Genomic DNA, 16,463 nt, shown 5'->3' on the forward strand with positions numbered 1-16,463 from the left:
CAATTATATTGTATTCAAGTGTGAATGTCGCGGGTTTCGGTACAAAGCTCACTTGTTGGTCGTTAATGGTTCGTGGTTCGGCAAGCTCACCATGAGGGAGAGGGGTGATGAAAGGGAGCTAAACTCTGTAACCTTTGTGATCTGCGATCTCTGTGATTATCGTTGCATCATCAATCTCCGTCATGGTGAGCTTGTCGAACCACGAACTGGAGGGTGAGCATCGCAGATGCAAAAATTTAGCTCCCCGCAACACATCCACTGTTATCAATCGCGTTCATCTTCGGCATGATAGCATGGCTCGCCATTCCACGAATGGCTTGGAGCATCGTCCTTTCCGTCGACCTGATTGCCCCAGCGTGCCTTGAAAGAACGGTAATCATTGGAAAAATGAACGGCCAGCAGACCGGAGCCATATTTATCGGTCCAGATAAGATTATGGACGGTTCCGGGCGTGACAATCTTCTCGGTGAGCGTTCCGATGAATAGGCCGTCGGGCGCTTCGATCTGATATGTTCCGGAAACACGGCCCTCACGATCAACATTCAGAACGGTGATAACGTCCCGATAGTCGCCATTGGAAATAACCTCGCCGCAAAACCGTCCAGCGGGTGACGCGGCCAGGCTGGTGGCGATACCAGAACCATAGAATAGAAACGCCATTGCGGCGAAGGCGGTGAGCCTGAGATGTGTCATTGATATGGCCGGTAAATGAAGAAGGCTCCCTGTTCAGGAGCCCTCGGGATCAATTATATGCGCGTACGACAACCGTACCGAGAAGAAGATCGTGGACCGTACGTTTACGATCCAGAACGAATGTTGCAAGCAGAATGAGCGGTGTCAGCACCACATTCAGACCCCAGAACAGAACCGTATGGACAATGGCAAACAGGCCGTCGACCTTCTGGCCGTCGAGGCGCTCCAGTTTCAGGCCCATCATCTGCATGCCCTTGGTTGCCTGACGTGGTCCGCCAAGCGTCGTCGCCACATAGGCAAGCGCCACGGCGGGGAACATGATGCCGTAGAGCATCCATCCAAGGCCAAGCGTTGCAACACCGAGAATGGCGATGACGATCGCCACGGGGATGCAGAGGAAAAACACGATAACATAATCCATCAGGAACGCGAAAACGCGGCTGGACCGCACGCCCTGATACATCCGCCAATCATCCAGGCGGTTGGTGATTATTTCGCCGTCAAGCGCGCTCGTATTCATTTTGTTTCCTGTTTCAAACACACGGACGTAGTGCCGTGCTGCTCAACGTGGGAACTCTAGAATAGAAATTCAAGGAACATTTTTGGTGTTTTTGGTCAGAAACCACCCGCTGTTCGTGATTTATGGTTCGTGGTTCGTGGTTCGTGGTTCGTGGTTCGACAAGCTCACCATGAGGGAGAGGGATGATGAAGGGGAGCTACGTTCTGCAACTTTTGTGATCTGCACATCATTCTGCGATCTTTGTGATTTGCAATCTCCGTGATTATCGTTGCACCCACGCTCTCCCTCATGGTGAGCTTGTCGAACCACGAACCACGAACCACGAACCACAAATGAATCAGCCATAACAGGATGCAATCTAAAGTCCGGCTTTCAAACGCTCCGCAACGATAGGGGCGAAATAGGTCAGGATGCCGTCACAACCGGCGCGTTTGAACGCCAGCAGGGTTTCCATCATCACCCGTTCCTCATCGATCCAGCCATTGGCACCGGCTGCCTTGATCATCGCATACTCACCCGACACCTGATAAGCGAATGTCGGCACGGAGAATGTTTCCTTCAGGCGATGGATGATATCGAGATAGGGCAGGCCCGGCTTGACCATCAAAGAATCCGCGCCCTCAGCCAGATCCTGTTCCGCCTCGCGGATTGCCTCGTCCGTGTTGGCAGGATCAATATAATAGGTCTTCTTGTCGCCCTTCAGACGTCCAGATGTGCCGATGGCTTCACGGTAAGGACCATAGAAGGCCGAAGCGAATTTCGTGGCGTAAGCCATAACAGCCACATCCTGAAAACCGTTCTGATCCAGCGCTTCACGGATCGCACCGATACGGCCATCCATCATGTCGGATGGAGCAATAATGTCGGCGCCCGCTGCTGCCTGCAACACTGCACCGCGCGTAATCTGTGCCACGGTCTCGTCATTGACGATGATGCCGTCGCGCAAAATACCGTCATGGCCGTGGCTGGTGAATGGATCAAGCGCCACATCGGTGATCATGCCGATTTCAGGCACCGCATCCTTGATGGCGCGGGTGGCGCGGTTGATCAGGTTATCGGCATCGAGAATGCCGGAACCCGTTTCATCGCGCAGGGCAGGGTCAATATTTGCGAAGGTCGCAATAGCGGGAATGCCAAGTTTTGCCGCGCGCTCCGCTTCCCGCGCTGCCATATCCACAGAAAAGCGCTGCACGCCGGGCATGGCGGCAATGTCTTCGCGGCGGTTGGTTCCCTCACACAGAAAGATCGGCCAGATCAGGTCATTTACCGTCAGCTGGTTTTCCTGCACCAGACGGCGCGACCAATCAGCCTTGCGCATACGGCGCAAACGCCGGCTTTGCGTGATTTCATCAACTGTCCGGCCCGAACTGGCAAGAAATGGGGAAGCTTTGTTCATGATGGCTGCCTTATCCGCAAGGGTGCGGAACTTCTTCTGTTGTTTGGAATAGTTTTAATCAGGATGGTTTTAACAGGCTTCCCCCTGTGGACCAAGATGCTTGGCACAAGATGTGATCCATTGACGCGGTATGCAGGAGTTTCCTAACGTCAGACAATGAATAAGGAGGGGCGCATGGAAATCGATTTTGGCGGCCAAGGCGAGATTGCGTTCGAAACCAAGGGTAGGGCAGGATTGGTGCGCCTGACGCGCCCGAAGGCATTGAATGCGCTGACACCGTTGATGATCAGAGCGCTGTCCCGCGCCTTGCATAGCTGGGCTGTTGATCCTGAGATTGCCTGTGTCATCGTCGAGGGCGAGGGCCGCGCCTTTTGCGCTGGCGGCGATATTCTCGCCGTCTATCACGCGGGCAAGGCTGGAAAGCCACTCTATGAGTTCTTTTATGATGAATACCGGCTCAACGCCTTTATCCGGCACTTTCCAAAGCCCTATATTTCGCTGATAGACGGCATTGTCATGGGTGGCGGGGTTGGTATTTCCGTGCATGGATCGCACCGGATCGTCACTGAAAATGTCATGTTTGCCATGCCGGAAGTCGGAATCGGTTTCTTTCCCGATGTGGGCGGCAGTGCCTTTCTTCCACATCTGCCTGAACATTTCGGCACCTATCTTGCCCTGACTGGCAACCGTATCCGCCAGGGGGATTGCCTGCAAAGCGGCATTGCCACCCACGCGATCCATGCCGCCGACAAGGAGGCTGTTCGCCATGCCTTGATCGAAACCGGCGACCCGGCGGAGGCCCTGCGCGATAAAACTATCAATCCGGACTATGAAACCAGCGAGAAAATACGCGATATGATCGGCGTTCTGTTCGATTCGCAAACGCTTGGCGGCTGTCTTATCCGTCTTGCCGCTGCCGGGGTGAACGGAAACGAGGATGCGCAACGGGTTCTGGATATCGTCAAGGCACGTTCTCCCACCAGCCTGCATGTGACTTTCAGGCAGATCGAAGAAGGACGTGATCTCGATATGGATCAATGTATGCAGATGGAATACCGGATTCTTTCGCGAATGCTTGAGAGTAATGATTTTTATGAAGGCATCCGCGCCCTGCTTGTAGACAAGGACAATGCGCCTGTCTGGCAGCCTGCAACGCTTGAAGATGTCACCCCTGAGATGATCGACGCCTATTTTGCGCCGCTGGGCGAGCGGGAATTGCAGCTTACATGATCGAAAAGCCGACGCATCTGCCATTCGATTCGACCTTGGCGCAAACAGGCTTTGTCTGGTTGCTGCGACTGGTTTCGATCTATTGCCTCGTGGCAGGGGTTGGCTACTGGGTGCAGATCATGGGCTATTATGAGGGCCTGCTCTGGCGCTTCGACCTGATGCCATGGCAGTGGAAGGTCGCGTCTGTGTCGCTGGCCATGCTATTCCCCGTTGCCTCGACAGGTCTGTGGATGATGGTTTCATGGGGCCCAGTCATCTGGTTTGTGGCCGCCGCAGGTGAAACATTGATGTTCACCGTCTTCTGGGAATATTTTTATTATAAGCCCGCGATTGCAGTCATTCATTGCAGTGTCGCCGTGCTTTATATTGCCTTTCGCGTCGTGCTTTTCCTGCAGAAACGCCAGCAGGCGAAACCCCAGCGCTGAGGCGCGGGTAAGTCTTCATTAAGCCTGAAATTGCATTGGTCGCGGTAAGGTACTGTTAAGTCTGAGTTTTAATTCGAATTTTATGCGTATTCGATAGTGTTGCCTTAACGGTGAGAAAAATACACCGAAACAACAGTGAGGCACGTATTATGAACAACATACAGAGAAAGTCTGGCACGACCACGCATGCCACCGTCAATGACACAGCATTGCGTACTCTTTATCTTGAAGCACTTCAGTTGGTCGAACGTTTGCATCGTCGTTTACTTGACGTTGTGAAAGATGAATTCGACCGCAACGGCCGCAGCGACATCAACGCCATTCAGGCATTGCTGCTTTTCAACATCGGCAATGCTGAATTGACTGCCGGTGAACTGCGCAGCCGTGGTTACTATCTGGGTTCGAACGTTTCTTACAATCTGAAGAAACTGGTCGAACTCGGCTTTATCTCCCACGAGCGTTCACGCACTGACCGTCGTTCGGTCCGCGTTAGCCTGACGGAGAAGGGCAATGAAGTGGCGGAACTCGTCGCAGGTCTTTATGAGCGTCATGTAGCCTCGATTGAACATGTCGGTGGCATCAAGGCCGAAGAATTCCAGTCGATGAACAAGGCGTTGCAGCGTCTTGACCGCTTCTGGAACGATACAATCGCCTACCGCATGTAATATCGACTGCAATCTGCAAGACAAAAGCCCGGCTTCGCTCTTTAAGCAGTTTCGAAACTGCTCTGGCGAAGGCGGGCTTTGCTTGTCCGGCCCACGCCGCGTGGGGCCAAAAGTCATCAATCCGCCATAATGCCATGGAAAGGCATTTGAAGTATTCCATAATTCAGTGAAGCTTAAATATTGGCTCCGCACGGGCTGATTAGCGTTTGAACCATCACGATTACGCTATCGGTGCGAAAGTTGCTGTTTGTTAAGGGTGTTCCTGATAATTTTGGAAACCATAATCTGCTTTCTGCGTTATTGGGCGGCAGGTTGGCTGCGACGTTTTCAATTGGGTTGGGCAATACTATGAAGAAACTAGGATCATCAGGGCTTGATCGCCGCACATTCCTCACCGGAGTGGCAACTGCTGGTTTGGCTGCTATCTCATCATCTGCATGGGCGGATGATCCGGCAATCAACGATATTCTGGCTTCTCCACGCCGTGGCAATTGGGATGATCAGTTCGATGCGCGCTCGAGCGCTCACGCCAAGGTTGCAAGCTTCCAGCCGATCGCCAGCCCTGAGACGGTTTCTTTCATTCAGGCTGCCATCAATACCTACAGCCAGATTGTCGCCAATGGCGGCTGGCCGAACGTGCCAGTTACCACCAAGTTGCAGCTTGGCGTTGTCGATCCATCCGTTCCTGCCTTGCGCAAGCGCCTGATGGTATCGGGCGATCTTTCCGAAAGCGCTGGTCTTTCCACATCGTTCGACACCTATGTCGATGCGGCTGTGAAGCGTTTTCAGGCTCGCCACGGCCTGCCTGCTGATGGCGTCATGGGCCAGTTCACCATTGCCGCCATGAACATTCCGGCCAATATCCGTCTTGGCCAGTTGCAGACCAATCTGGAGCGTGTGCGCACCTTGGCCGCTGCAAATCAGGGCAGCCGTTATGTCATGGTCAACATACCGGCAGCGCAGATCGAAGCTGTTGAGGGTGGCCGCGTCGTGCAGCGCCATACGGCCATCGTCGGCAAGATCGACCGCCAGACGCCGATTCTTGACTCGAAAATTTCCGAAGTCATTCTCAATCCTTACTGGACGGCGCCAAAGTCGATCATCCAGAAGGATATTATTCCGCTGATGCGCAAGGACCCGACTTACCTGACGCGCAACAAGATCCGCCTGTTCAATGAACAGCGTCAGGAAGTACCACCGGAAAGCGTCGACTGGAACACGGATGATGCGGTAAAGCTGATGTTCCGTCAGGACCCGGGCAAGATCAACGCCATGTCCTCGACAAAGATCAACTTCGCCAACCCTTACGCTGTTTACATGCATGACACACCGCAGCAGGGCAATTTCAACAAGCTCATGCGCTTCGATTCGTCGGGCTGCGTGCGCGTGCAGAACGTGCGTGACCTTAATGTCTGGCTGTTGCGCAGCACGCCGGGTTGGGATCGCCAGACCATGGATGCGACAATCAAGTCAGGCGTCAACACGCCGATTGCCGTTGCTGATCCGGTTCCGCTGCATTTCGTTTATGTCAGCGCCTGGTCAACCGGCGATGGTGTTGTTCAGTTGCGCGACGATATTTACGAGCGTGATGGCCAGCAGGCATTGTCGATTGGCACGAATACCTGATCGTTCACTTTAGAACGCAGAATTTCGAAAAGGCCGCCTTCGGGCGGTCTTTTTGCATTTGAATGGTGGATGGCGGTTTCGGGMTAATGCTTTTCGCCCACCGGCCATTGGCCTTGACCGTTTAAGTATGATAATGCGCCGGAATACCTACTCACTTAAGACAAATGAGGGTCCAGGCACCATGTCGAATGCAAGCGCTTCCGTTGCTGATACATTTTTCAACGCATCACTCGAAGACATTGATCCGGAGATTTTCAGCTCCATCCGCAAGGAGCTAGGTCGCCAGCGTCACGAGATCGAGCTGATCGCTTCGGAAAACATCGTATCGCGTGCCGTGCTCGAAGCACAGGGCTCGATCATGACCAACAAATATGCCGAGGGCTATCCGGGCAAGCGCTATTATGGCGGCTGCCAGTTCGTTGATATTGCTGAAGAATTGGCCATTGAACGCGCCAAAAAACTGTTCAATTGCGAATATGCCAATGTGCAGCCGAATTCCGGCAGCCAGATGAACCAGGCCGTATTCCTCGCGCTGCTGCAGCCCGGCGATACGTTCATGGGTCTTGACCTTAATTCCGGCGGTCACCTGACCCACGGTTCGCCTGTTAACATGTCCGGCAAGTGGTTCAACGTTGTTTCCTACGGCGTACGTCAGGACGACAATTTGCTCGACATGGCCGAAATCGAACGTCTGGCACATCAGCACAAGCCAAAGCTGATCATCGCTGGCGGTACAGCTTACTCGCGCGTTTGGGATTTCGAACGTTTCCGCCAGATTGCTGATGCGGTTGGCGCCTATCTGATGGTTGATATGGCCCATATCGCTGGGCTCGTGGCTGCCGGTGTGCATCCGTCACCGCTGCCGCATGCCCATGTCACCACCACAACAACGCATAAGTCACTGCGCGGCCCGCGCGGTGGCATGATCCTGACCAACGATGCCGATATCGCCAAGAAGATCAACTCGGCTGTGTTCCCCGGCCTGCAGGGCGGCCCTTTGATGCACGTCATCGCCGCCAAGGCAGTGGCTTTCGGTGAAGCATTAAAGCCGGAGTTCAAGACCTACGGCCAGAACGTGGTCAACAATGCCCGCACTCTGGCGGAATCGCTGAAGAAGAACGGCCTCAACATCGTATCGGGTGGCACTGATAACCACCTGATGCTGGTTGATCTGCGCCCCAAGAATGCCACCGGCAAGCGCGCGGAAGCTGCTCTTGGCCGCGCCAACATCACCTGCAACAAGAACGGCATTCCTTTCGACCCGGAAAAGCCCTTTGTAACCTCAGGCGTGCGCCTTGGCACACCGGCTGGTACAACACGCGGTTTTGGCGCTGCGGAATTCATCGAGATCGGCAATCTGATCTCGGAAGTTCTCGATGGTCTCAAGGTTGCCAATTCCGACGAGGGCAATGCTGCGGTTGAAAAGGCCGTTCAGAACAAGGTTGTCGAACTGACCGACCGCTTCCCGCTATACCCTTATCTCGGCCAGTAAATCCGGGATGATTGCAATGAAATGGCGGTGCGCGAGCGCCGCTATTTTTATTTGTGAGTTTGCATGAACATGGTTCGTGGTTCGACAAGCTCACCATGAGGGAGAGGGGTGGGGTGCGGGGAGTTTTATTCTGCAATATTGGTGCTTATCGTTGCATCACCCACGTTCCTCATGGTGAGCTTGTCGAACCACGAACCACGAACCACGAACCACACACAAGAATCTCTACCAAGTTTTACCCCCCTCTGTCCTGTCGGACATCTCCCCCACAAGGGGGGAGATCACATTGACAGTAACGCCTTTGCACAGCAGGAAATGTTTCAGATTGTACAAGGTGGTATTGAAGGCTGATCTCCCCCCTTTGTGGGGGAGATGTCCGACAGGACAGAGGGGGGTGAAATACCCGCAACCTTCCGAATTTGGACCAATTACCCCAATCCACCATGTCGCGATGGCAAAACATGGCCGGGTGCTTTTATATCGTACCGAAAGACACTATCTTCCCTAACGATTTCAGAATCATCTCCGGAAAGCCAAACGATGCGTTGTCCCTATTGCCAGTCTGAGGATACTCAGGTGAAAGATTCCCGCCCAGCTGAAGATGGGGCGGTGATCCGCAGACGACGCATCTGTACCGTATGTGGCGGGCGTTTTACCACCTTTGAGCGCGTCCAACTGCGTGATTTGAGCGTGGTGAAAAAGAGTGGCCGCAAAGTGGCCTTTGACCGCGACAAGCTCATGCGTTCGGTGGAAGTGGCGCTGCGCAAGCGGCAGGTCGATCCCGAACGCGTGGAACGCGCGGTTTCAGGCATTGTTCGGCAGCTGGAAAGCTCGGGAGAGCCGGAAGTCAGCTCCGATGAAATCGGCAGGCTCGTCATGGATGCACTCAAGGGCATTGATGATATCGCCTATATCCGCTTCGCTTCGGTTTACCGTAATTTCCGCGAGGCCAAGGATTTCCACAATGTGATCGATGAAATCACCGCCGGTGACGTGGCGTCCGATCCGGTCGAGGATGAGTGAACCCCATGAACCCATCGGAGCAGAGTGCGCTTGACCGGCGCTACATGGCTGCGGCCATTCGTCTGTCTCGCAGCCATCAGGGGCTGACAGGCACAAACCCGTMCGTTGCAACGCTGATTGTCGACAAGGACGGCGTTATTGTCGGGCGCGGCGTCACAGCTATTGGCGGGCGGCCGCATGCGGAAACGCAGGCGCTGGCTGAAGCGGGCGACAAAGCGAGAGGCGCAACCGCCTATGTGACGCTTGAGCCATGCGCCCATCACGGCAAAACCCCGCCTTGCGCCGATGCGCTGGTGACATCAGGCGTAACCCGGGTGGTCTCCGCCGCCAATGATCCTGATGACCGGGTGGCGGGCAAGGGATATGCTATTCTGCGCAATGCGGGCATCGAAGTTATCACCGGCGTCATGGCCAGTGAGGCCGCTGATTATCTCGCCGGATACTTGATTCGATCTTCGAAAAAACGCCCGGAAGTGACTCTGAAACTTGCACTTTCCGCTGATGGGTTTATCGGCAAACATGGCACCGGGCAGATTACCATCACCGGTCCCGTTGCGTGGGCGCAGGTGCATCTGATGCGGGCTGAATCCGATGCCATTCTGGTTGGTATCGGCACGGCACTTGCCGATGATCCCATTTTGACCTGCCGTTTGCCGGGCCTCGAAAACCGTTCGCCGGTGCGCATTGTGCTCGACAGCCAGTTGCGCTTGCCGGTGGACAGCAAGCTGGTGCAAAGCGCGGGCAGTGTTCCCCTGTGGATAGCCGCCAATGCACAGGCCAATCCGGCAAAACGGCAAGCACTTGTCGCTGCCGGTTGCCGCATGCTCGCTACGGAAACCGATTGCGGTGCAACGGCTTTGCCGGAACTGCTGGATGACCTTGCCGCACAGGGTATTGCCACACTGATGGTCGAGGGCGGCGCATCGGTGGCTTCGGCGCTATTGCAGGACGCTCTGGTGGATCGCATAGCGCTTTTCGAGGGGCCGCTGGCAATCGGATCAGAGGGCGGTCTTGCAGTACCGGAACTTTCTTCCCATATCGCTCGTGACTTCACATTGTCGCGCGATGATCGTTTTGGTGATGATCATTACCGCGAATATATAAGACCCATCTGAGGAAACAGCATGTTCACGGGAATTGTAACGGATATCGGCAAGGTCGGTCAGGTAAAGCCACTCAACGAAGGCGTGCTTTTGCGCGTGGAAACAAATTACGACCCAGAAACGATCGAGATTGGTGCTTCCATTTCCTGTTCGGGCGTGTGTCTGACCGTCGTTACACTGCCGGAAAAGGGATCGAATGCCCGTTGGTTCGAGGTGGAGGCTTGGGAAGAGGCGTTGCGCCTGACAAGCATTGCCAACTGGAAGAATGGCACGCGTATCAATCTTGAGCGCTCGCTGAAGCTTGGCGACGAAATGGGCGGCCACCTTGTCTCCGGCCATATCGATGCCATGGCGGAACTGATCAAGCGTGAGGAAGAGGGCGATGCCGTCCGCTTCACGCTGCGGGTTCCGGAAGAACTGGCGCGGTTTATCGCTCCGAAAGGTTCCGTTGCGCTCGACGGTACGTCGCTGACAGTCAACGCCGTTAATGGCAACGAGTTCGATGTCCTGTTGATCCGCCATTCGCTTGAAGTCACAACCTGGGGCGACCGCAAGGCCGGTGACAAGGTGAATATCGAGATCGATCAGATGGCGAGATACGCTGCACGGCTTGCAGAATATCCGAAATCAGCCTAGGACCACACTCAAAGGCGAAGCGGCTTCGCCAACCCCATTTGAGTTCCGGAGTTTTCCATGTCCAAAAAAAAGGCGCATGCGCCACATCTGTTGATCGTGGAAGCGCGATTCTATGACGATTTGTCGGATGCGCTGCTGAATGGTGCCAAGCTAGCGCTTGATGAAGGCAAGGCAACCTATGACGTTGTGACTGTTCCCGGTGCGCTTGAAGTTCCTGCGGCCATTTCCTTTGCATTGGATGCAGCGGAAGAGGGTGGAACGGAGTATGATGGCTTCGTGGCACTTGGCACGGTCATTCGCGGCGAAACCTATCATTTTGATATCGTGGCCAATGAATCCTGCCGCGCTCTGATGGAACTCGCGGTTGATGAAAGCATTGCCATTGGCAATGGCATTCTCACCGTCGAGAATGAGGAGCAGGCATGGGCCCGGGCCCGCCGCGAGGACAAGGACAAGGGTGGCTTTGCAGCGCGCGCTGCACTGACTATGATCGCCCTCAAGGAAAAGCTTGGAGCCTGACCGGATGCCTTCTTCCAAAGATGGGGAAAGTCCCGCTGTAAAACCCGCTAATAAGCGCGGCGTCGCGCGTCTGGCCGCTGTGCAGGCGCTGTACCAGATGGATGTTGCCGGTACCGGCGTTATCGAGGTTGTTGCAGAGTACGAAGCACACCGCCTTGGCAAGGAAGTGGACGGAAACCAGTATCTTGATGCTGATCCCCAGTGGTTTCGCGCCATTGTTGCTGGCGTGGTTTCTGAGCAGACTTCGCTTGATCCAATGATCCGTCAGGCTTTGACGGAGGATTGGCCGTTGTCGCGGCTCGATTCAACGCTCCGGGCGATTTTACGCGCCGGAATCTGGGAATTGAGAAATCGCCCGGATGTGCCGACAGCCGTTATCGTTTCCGAATATATCGACATTGCCAAGGCTTTCTACACGGAAGAAGAGCCAAAACTGGTGAATGCTGTGCTTGATCGTCTGGCTTTCGAGCTTCGCGGTGAAAGCCGGGGCGCGAAAAACCCTCGGGGTTGAGCTAGACACACTGATTGCTGCATTTCCTGTGGTTCGTGGTTCGACAAGCTCACCATGAGGGAGTTGGGTGGATGCGGATGCAACGCTAGTCACCAGCTTTGCAGAACTTGACTCCCTTTCATCACCCATCTCCCTCATGGTGAGCTTGTCGAACCACGAACCACGAACCACAGGAAATGCAATCGCCAGCCACGAACCACGCACCATCGTCCTGCAGCATACGCGCAAAACGCCCTCAAACACGCTGAATCAGATTAATGGTGTCAACCCTAAGCCGCCTCAGCGAAACCCCTTGACCTTTTAACATTCGCTTGGCTACTCCTAGTGCATACGGTCGCGTTTCTGCCGGCCTGGCAGATTTTGTGTGCCGTACCGAACCTGATCCGGGGAGGGGTATTTTTCGGGTCAAAATCTGAGGGAGTGGCATGACTATACTGTTTCTCGTCATCGCCTGCGGTTTGCTGTCAATCGTCTATGCTTTTTGGGCCACCAAATCGGTGCTCGCAGCAGACCAGGGCAATGCGCGCATGCAAGAAATCGCCGGTGCTATCCGCGAGGGTGCACAGGCCTATCTCACACGTCAGTATACCACGATCGCCATTGTTGGCGTCGTTGTCTTTCTAGCAGTCTGGTACCTCTTGTCGTCAACCGCAGCGATCGGCTTCCTGATCGGCGCCGTGCTGTCAGGTCTTGCCGGTTTCATTGGCATGCACGTCTCCGTTCGTGCCAATGTGCGCACCGCTCAAGCAGCCTCCCGCAGTCTGGCGGCGGGTCTTGAGATCGCGTTCAAGTCAGGCGCGATCACCGGCATGCTTGTGGCCGGCCTCGCCCTGCTTGGTGTCTCGGTCTATTATTACATTCTGACCGGCCCGCTTGGCCATCTGCCTGCGGACCGTGTTGTCATTGACGCTCTTGTCTCCCTCGGGTTCGGTGCGTCACTCATCTCAATCTTTGCCCGTCTTGGCGGCGGCATCTTCACCAAAGGTGCTGACGTTGGCGGCGATCTCGTCGGCAAGGTCGAAGCCGGAATTCCTGAAGATGATCCACGCAATCCGGCAACCATCGCCGACAATGTGGGCGACAATGTCGGCGATTGCGCCGGTATGGCTGCCGACCTTTTCGAAACCTATGCGGTGACAATTGTGGCCACCATGGTTCTGGGTGCCATCTTCTTTGCTGCAACGCCTGTTTTGAGCAATATCATGCTGTATCCGCTGGCGATCTGTGGCGCCTGCATCATCACGTCGATTGCCGGTACGTTCTTCGTCAAGCTTGGCGCGAACAACTCGATCATGGGTGCTCTCTACAAGGGCCTCATTGTGACGGGCCTGCTGTCGATCGCCGGTCTTGCTGCTGCCACATCAATGACCATCGGCTGGGGTGAGGTGGGTGTAGTTGCCGGTAAATCGATCACCGGTTCCAACCTCTTCATCTGCGGCCTTGTCGGGCTGGTGGTAACGGGATTGATCGTGGTGATCACTGAATACTACACGGGCACCAACAAGCGCCCTGTTAATTCAATTGCTCAGGCGTCAGTGACCGGCCACGGCACCAATGTAATTCAGGGTCTTGCGGTTTCGCTTGAATCAACAGCGCTTCCGGCTCTGGTGATTGTCGGCGGTATCATCTCGACCTACCAGCTGGCAGGGCTTTTCGGCACCGGTATCGCCGTAACAGCCATGCTTGGTATTGCCGGCATGATCGTTGCGCTCGATGCGTTCGGTCCTGTGACTGACAATGCCGGTGGCATTGCCGAGATGGCCGGACTTGATCCGGAAGTGCGCAAATCCACTGATGCGCTTGATGCGGTTGGCAACACGACGAAAGCCGTCACCAAGGGCTATGCCATTGGTTCGGCGGGTCTTGGTGCTCTGGTGCTGTTTGCTGCCTATTCCAACGATCTGCAGTTCTTCATCAGCGAAGCCAATAAGGATGGCTCGACGGTCTTCTCCTATTTCAAGGGAATGGGCGCCGTATCGTTCGAACTCTCCAATCCTTACGTCGTTGCCGGTCTGATCTTCGGCGGTCTCATTCCCTACCTCTTCGGCGGTATTGCGATGACAGCCGTTGGCCGCGCTGCTGGTTCCGTGGTGGAGGAAGTGCGCAGGCAGTTCCGCGAAAAGCCCGGTATCATGGCCGGTACGGAGCGGCCTGATTACGCTCGTGCGGTGGATATTCTCACCCGTGCGGCCATCAAGGAAATGGTTGTGCCGTCGCTGCTGCCTGTTTTGGCGCCGCTCGTCGTCTATTTCGGCGTGTTGCTGATTTCGGGTTCAAAAGCATCGGCGTTTGCCGCGCTCGGTGCTTCGCTTCTGGGTGTAATCATTAATGGTATTTTTGTTGCCATTTCGATGACATCAGGCGGTGGTGCATGGGACAATGCCAAGAAATCCTTCGAAGACGGTTTTGTCGACAAGGATGGCGTTCGCCATATGAAGGGTTCCGAAGCTCATAAGGCCTCGGTAACAGGCGATACGGTTGGCGATCCCTATAAGGATACGGCCGGTCCTGCGGTTAATCCGGCCATCAAGATCACCAATATCGTGGCCTTGCTGCTGCTTGCAGTGCTGGCGCACGGATAATCAGGCAACAGTCCAAAGAAAAACCCGCGAAATCTGATTTCGCGGGTTTTTGCATTTTCGTCTGAACGATTATTGGCCGGGAGCAGGGCCAGCGCCGGGCAGAGTGCCGGGGGCCTTGCCAACACCCGCGAGCAACTGACCGAGGAATGAAAGATCCTTGCCGCCTGTCGGTGTGGTGCGCGAGATGAAGTCGAAGACCTTGCCGTCCTGCAAACCATAATTGGAAATGCTGGCGACCTTGCTCTTCTGATCGAAATAAACCGCGAGAATGCGACGATCCACCACTTTCGGCTGCATGAATGCAACGCTGCGATGACGCTTCTGCGAGATATAGTAGAAAACTTCGTTGTCGAAGGTTGCTGTCGAGGATGGGCTGCCAAGCGACAGGACGACCTGCTCGCGGCTGGAACCAACAGGAACGAACTCCAGTGCCTTCTCGTCGAGAATGTAGCCTTCCGACAAAGTTTCTGATGGATTGAGATTGGCGGTGTTACAGCCGGCAAGTCCCACGACAAAAAACAGAGTCCCCGCGAGAAGGTATTCCCGTGAACGATCGGCCTTGAAAATCCGCTGCAGCAACGACATCTCCATTTCAATAGTGGGCGCAAGTCTTTCGCTGCCCGCAGAACTTCGGTAAACCACCTTGAAGTCTGATGCAACAGCGACTCGTGTTGCGGCCTGACCCAAGTGAAAGCACATATATGATTCTCAGTTTATTCAGCCGTAAGGCCAAAGCAAATGAGGCTGTTACCACCGCCCTTTACGATGCGATCGTGGCAGCGGCGCGGCAGCCATACTTCTATTCTGACATTGATGTGCCGGATTCGCCGTTAGGGCGCTATGAAATGCTGTCTTTGCACGTTTTTCTTTTCATGCGCCGGATAAAAGGTCGAACACCGGCCCTCAAGATGATCGGGCAGGAAGTGACCGACGAGTTCTTCCGGGATGTTGACCATTCCCTGCGCGAACTTGGTATCGGTGATTCCGGCATTCCGAAGCGCATGAAAAAACTGGCCCGCATGTTTTACGGCCGTGTGGAATCCTACGACAAGGCTCTGCAGGCCAATGATTATCCGGCGCTGGCTGCCGCGCTGGCCCGCAATGTCCGTCCTGATAGCAAGGAATGGCCACAGGCAGCGGTACTGGCGAAATACACAGTTGAGGCGGCCCTTTATCTGGAAACACAATCGGATGACGACTTTGCTGGCGGGCACCTGCTGTTTCCTGATGCCAGTGCTGACGCCGAAGCCCAACAAAATTGAGAAGGGGAGCAAAATGACAAGAAATCTTGATGGTGCACTGAGTTTCCCGGTTTCGGTCAAGCGACTGCCGCAGAAGGGGCTGACAGTCAAAATTGAAGCGGATGAGCGCGAGCGGATTGCACTGCGTGATTTTCACGATCTGCAGGATGTGGCCTCTTTCAAGGCTGATCTGCAGATCGTTCCGTGGAAAAAGGACGGCATACGTGTGCGTGGCGTCGTCAAGGCGAAAATCGTGCAGTCCTGCGTTGTCACATCGGAAGCCGTGGATGCGGTTATTGAAGCCGAAATAGATACGCTCTTTGTCCCCGATAATTCCAAGCTGGCACGGCTGCCGCTCGATGAGAATGGTGAACTGATTGTCAGCGCGGATGGGCCTGACATACCTGAGACATTTTCGGGCGATACTCTGGATGCCGGAGCGATTGCAGAAGAGTTCTTTGAACTTGCAATTGATCCTTACCCTCGCAAGGAGGGTGTGTCGGATGCACCTATTGAGGTTGTCTTTGGTGAAGATGTGGCAACGGAAAAGCCTGTTAATCCTTTTGCCAGCCTCAAGGATTGGAAACAGAAGCCTTGATTGTGACGATTTCCTGCGGCTGACTATCCGAAGGCTGCCCAGATGGGCTATAAGAACAGAAAATACCTAGGGTAAGAGCAGCGTTTTTCACAATGATTACAGTTTATGTGCCAGCCAGCTGGCAGATTCCGGTTGTGCAGCGAGGGAAATTGACTATTTTCGCCGAGTCTTTGAGCCATTGATGAACCCAGCAAGCATACTCA

General features: G+C 54.7%; 17 protein-coding genes. 13 read left to right on the forward strand and 4 right to left on the reverse strand.

Features of this window, described 5'->3' with window-relative positions:
- Window positions 1-264 precede the first annotated feature (264 nt).
- The 3 genes from AB4Y96_RS14130 to hemB form a co-directional block, all read right to left on the reverse strand.
- Complete coding sequence (locus AB4Y96_RS14130) at window positions 265-693, reverse strand: hypothetical protein (RefSeq protein ID WP_091883938.1); 429 nt, start codon at window positions 691-693, stop codon at window positions 265-267.
- A 49-nt stretch (window positions 694-742) separates the two neighbouring features.
- Window positions 743-1,213: an RDD family protein gene (locus tag AB4Y96_RS14135; protein WP_113096056.1), complete on the reverse strand. Its 471-nt coding sequence runs from the start codon at window positions 1,211-1,213 to the stop codon at window positions 743-745.
- A 358-nt stretch (window positions 1,214-1,571) separates the two neighbouring features.
- Window positions 1,572-2,609 (reverse strand): porphobilinogen synthase, encoded by a 1,038-nt coding sequence (gene hemB / locus AB4Y96_RS14140; protein WP_441918152.1) that lies wholly within the window; start codon window positions 2,607-2,609, stop codon window positions 1,572-1,574.
- A gap of 174 nt (window positions 2,610-2,783) precedes the next feature.
- Between hemB and AB4Y96_RS14145 the strand changes: the two genes are divergently transcribed.
- The 11 genes from AB4Y96_RS14145 to AB4Y96_RS14195 all read left to right on the forward strand — a co-directional run bounded on the left by AB4Y96_RS14145 (window position 2,784) and on the right by AB4Y96_RS14195 (window position 14,421).
- Window positions 2,784-3,839 (forward strand): enoyl-CoA hydratase/isomerase family protein, encoded by a 1,056-nt coding sequence (locus AB4Y96_RS14145; RefSeq protein WP_441918153.1) that lies wholly within the window; start codon window positions 2,784-2,786, stop codon window positions 3,837-3,839.
- On the forward strand, window positions 3,836-4,264 hold the full coding sequence (locus tag AB4Y96_RS14150) for a DUF6163 family protein (protein WP_441918154.1): 429 nt from the start codon (window positions 3,836-3,838) through the stop codon (window positions 4,262-4,264). The genes AB4Y96_RS14145 and AB4Y96_RS14150 overlap by 4 nt, the downstream gene beginning before the upstream one ends.
- A 149-nt stretch (window positions 4,265-4,413) precedes the next feature.
- Window positions 4,414-4,929, forward strand: coding sequence for a transcriptional regulator LdtR (gene ldtR, locus AB4Y96_RS14155; RefSeq protein ID WP_091883923.1), 516 nt, complete (start codon window positions 4,414-4,416; stop codon window positions 4,927-4,929).
- 336 nt (window positions 4,930-5,265) lie between these two features.
- Entirely contained in the window at window positions 5,266-6,555 is a 1,290-nt protein-coding gene (locus tag AB4Y96_RS14160; RefSeq protein WP_441918155.1) for a L,D-transpeptidase family protein, read from the forward strand.
- A gap of 181 nt (window positions 6,556-6,736) precedes the next feature.
- Window positions 6,737-8,047, forward strand: coding sequence for a serine hydroxymethyltransferase (gene glyA / locus AB4Y96_RS14165; RefSeq protein WP_441918156.1), 1,311 nt, complete (start codon window positions 6,737-6,739; stop codon window positions 8,045-8,047).
- A 540-nt stretch (window positions 8,048-8,587) separates the two neighbouring features.
- The gene (gene nrdR, locus AB4Y96_RS14170; RefSeq protein ID WP_091883913.1) at window positions 8,588-9,070 is read left to right on the forward strand and encodes a transcriptional regulator NrdR; all 483 of its coding nucleotides are present in this window, start codon (window positions 8,588-8,590) and stop codon (window positions 9,068-9,070) included.
- 5 nt (window positions 9,071-9,075) lie between these two features.
- Window positions 9,076-10,185 carry a bifunctional diaminohydroxyphosphoribosylaminopyrimidine deaminase/5-amino-6-(5-phosphoribosylamino)uracil reductase RibD gene (ribD, locus tag AB4Y96_RS14175; RefSeq protein WP_441918157.1) on the forward strand — a complete coding sequence of 370 codons (1,110 nt, stop codon included), beginning with the start codon at window positions 9,076-9,078 and terminating at the stop codon, window positions 10,183-10,185.
- A gap of 9 nt (window positions 10,186-10,194) precedes the next feature.
- Entirely contained in the window at window positions 10,195-10,809 is a 615-nt protein-coding gene (locus AB4Y96_RS14180; protein WP_441918158.1) for a riboflavin synthase, read from the forward strand.
- A gap of 57 nt (window positions 10,810-10,866) precedes the next feature.
- Window positions 10,867-11,328 carry a 6,7-dimethyl-8-ribityllumazine synthase gene (gene ribH, locus AB4Y96_RS14185; RefSeq protein ID WP_112530087.1) on the forward strand — a complete coding sequence of 154 codons (462 nt, stop codon included), beginning with the start codon at window positions 10,867-10,869 and terminating at the stop codon, window positions 11,326-11,328.
- Between the two features lie 4 nt (window positions 11,329-11,332).
- The gene (gene nusB / locus AB4Y96_RS14190) at window positions 11,333-11,839 is read left to right on the forward strand and encodes a transcription antitermination factor NusB (RefSeq protein WP_441918159.1); all 507 of its coding nucleotides are present in this window, start codon (window positions 11,333-11,335) and stop codon (window positions 11,837-11,839) included.
- 425 nt (window positions 11,840-12,264) lie between these two features.
- Window positions 12,265-14,421, forward strand: coding sequence for a sodium-translocating pyrophosphatase (locus AB4Y96_RS14195; protein WP_441918160.1), 2,157 nt, complete (start codon window positions 12,265-12,267; stop codon window positions 14,419-14,421).
- Between the two features lie 69 nt (window positions 14,422-14,490).
- Here the strand turns inward: AB4Y96_RS14195 and AB4Y96_RS14200 are convergent, their stop codons facing one another.
- Window positions 14,491-15,000, reverse strand: a complete 510-nt coding sequence (locus AB4Y96_RS14200) for an outer membrane protein assembly factor BamE (RefSeq protein WP_091884117.1) — start codon at window positions 14,998-15,000, stop codon at window positions 14,491-14,493.
- Between the two features lie 122 nt (window positions 15,001-15,122).
- Between AB4Y96_RS14200 and AB4Y96_RS14205 the strand changes: the two genes are divergently transcribed.
- Both AB4Y96_RS14205 and AB4Y96_RS14210 read left to right on the forward strand, forming a co-directional pair.
- Window positions 15,123-15,683 carry a ubiquinol-cytochrome C chaperone family protein gene (locus AB4Y96_RS14205; protein WP_441918161.1) on the forward strand — a complete coding sequence of 187 codons (561 nt, stop codon included), beginning with the start codon at window positions 15,123-15,125 and terminating at the stop codon, window positions 15,681-15,683.
- A gap of 13 nt (window positions 15,684-15,696) precedes the next feature.
- Entirely contained in the window at window positions 15,697-16,260 is a 564-nt protein-coding gene (locus AB4Y96_RS14210) for a YceD family protein (protein ID WP_441918162.1), read from the forward strand.
- Window positions 16,261-16,463: the final 203 nt, after the last annotated feature.

It is taken from the genome of Phyllobacterium sp. TAF24, assembly GCF_052113785.1.
Lineage (GTDB): Bacteria > Pseudomonadota > Alphaproteobacteria > Rhizobiales > Rhizobiaceae > Phyllobacterium.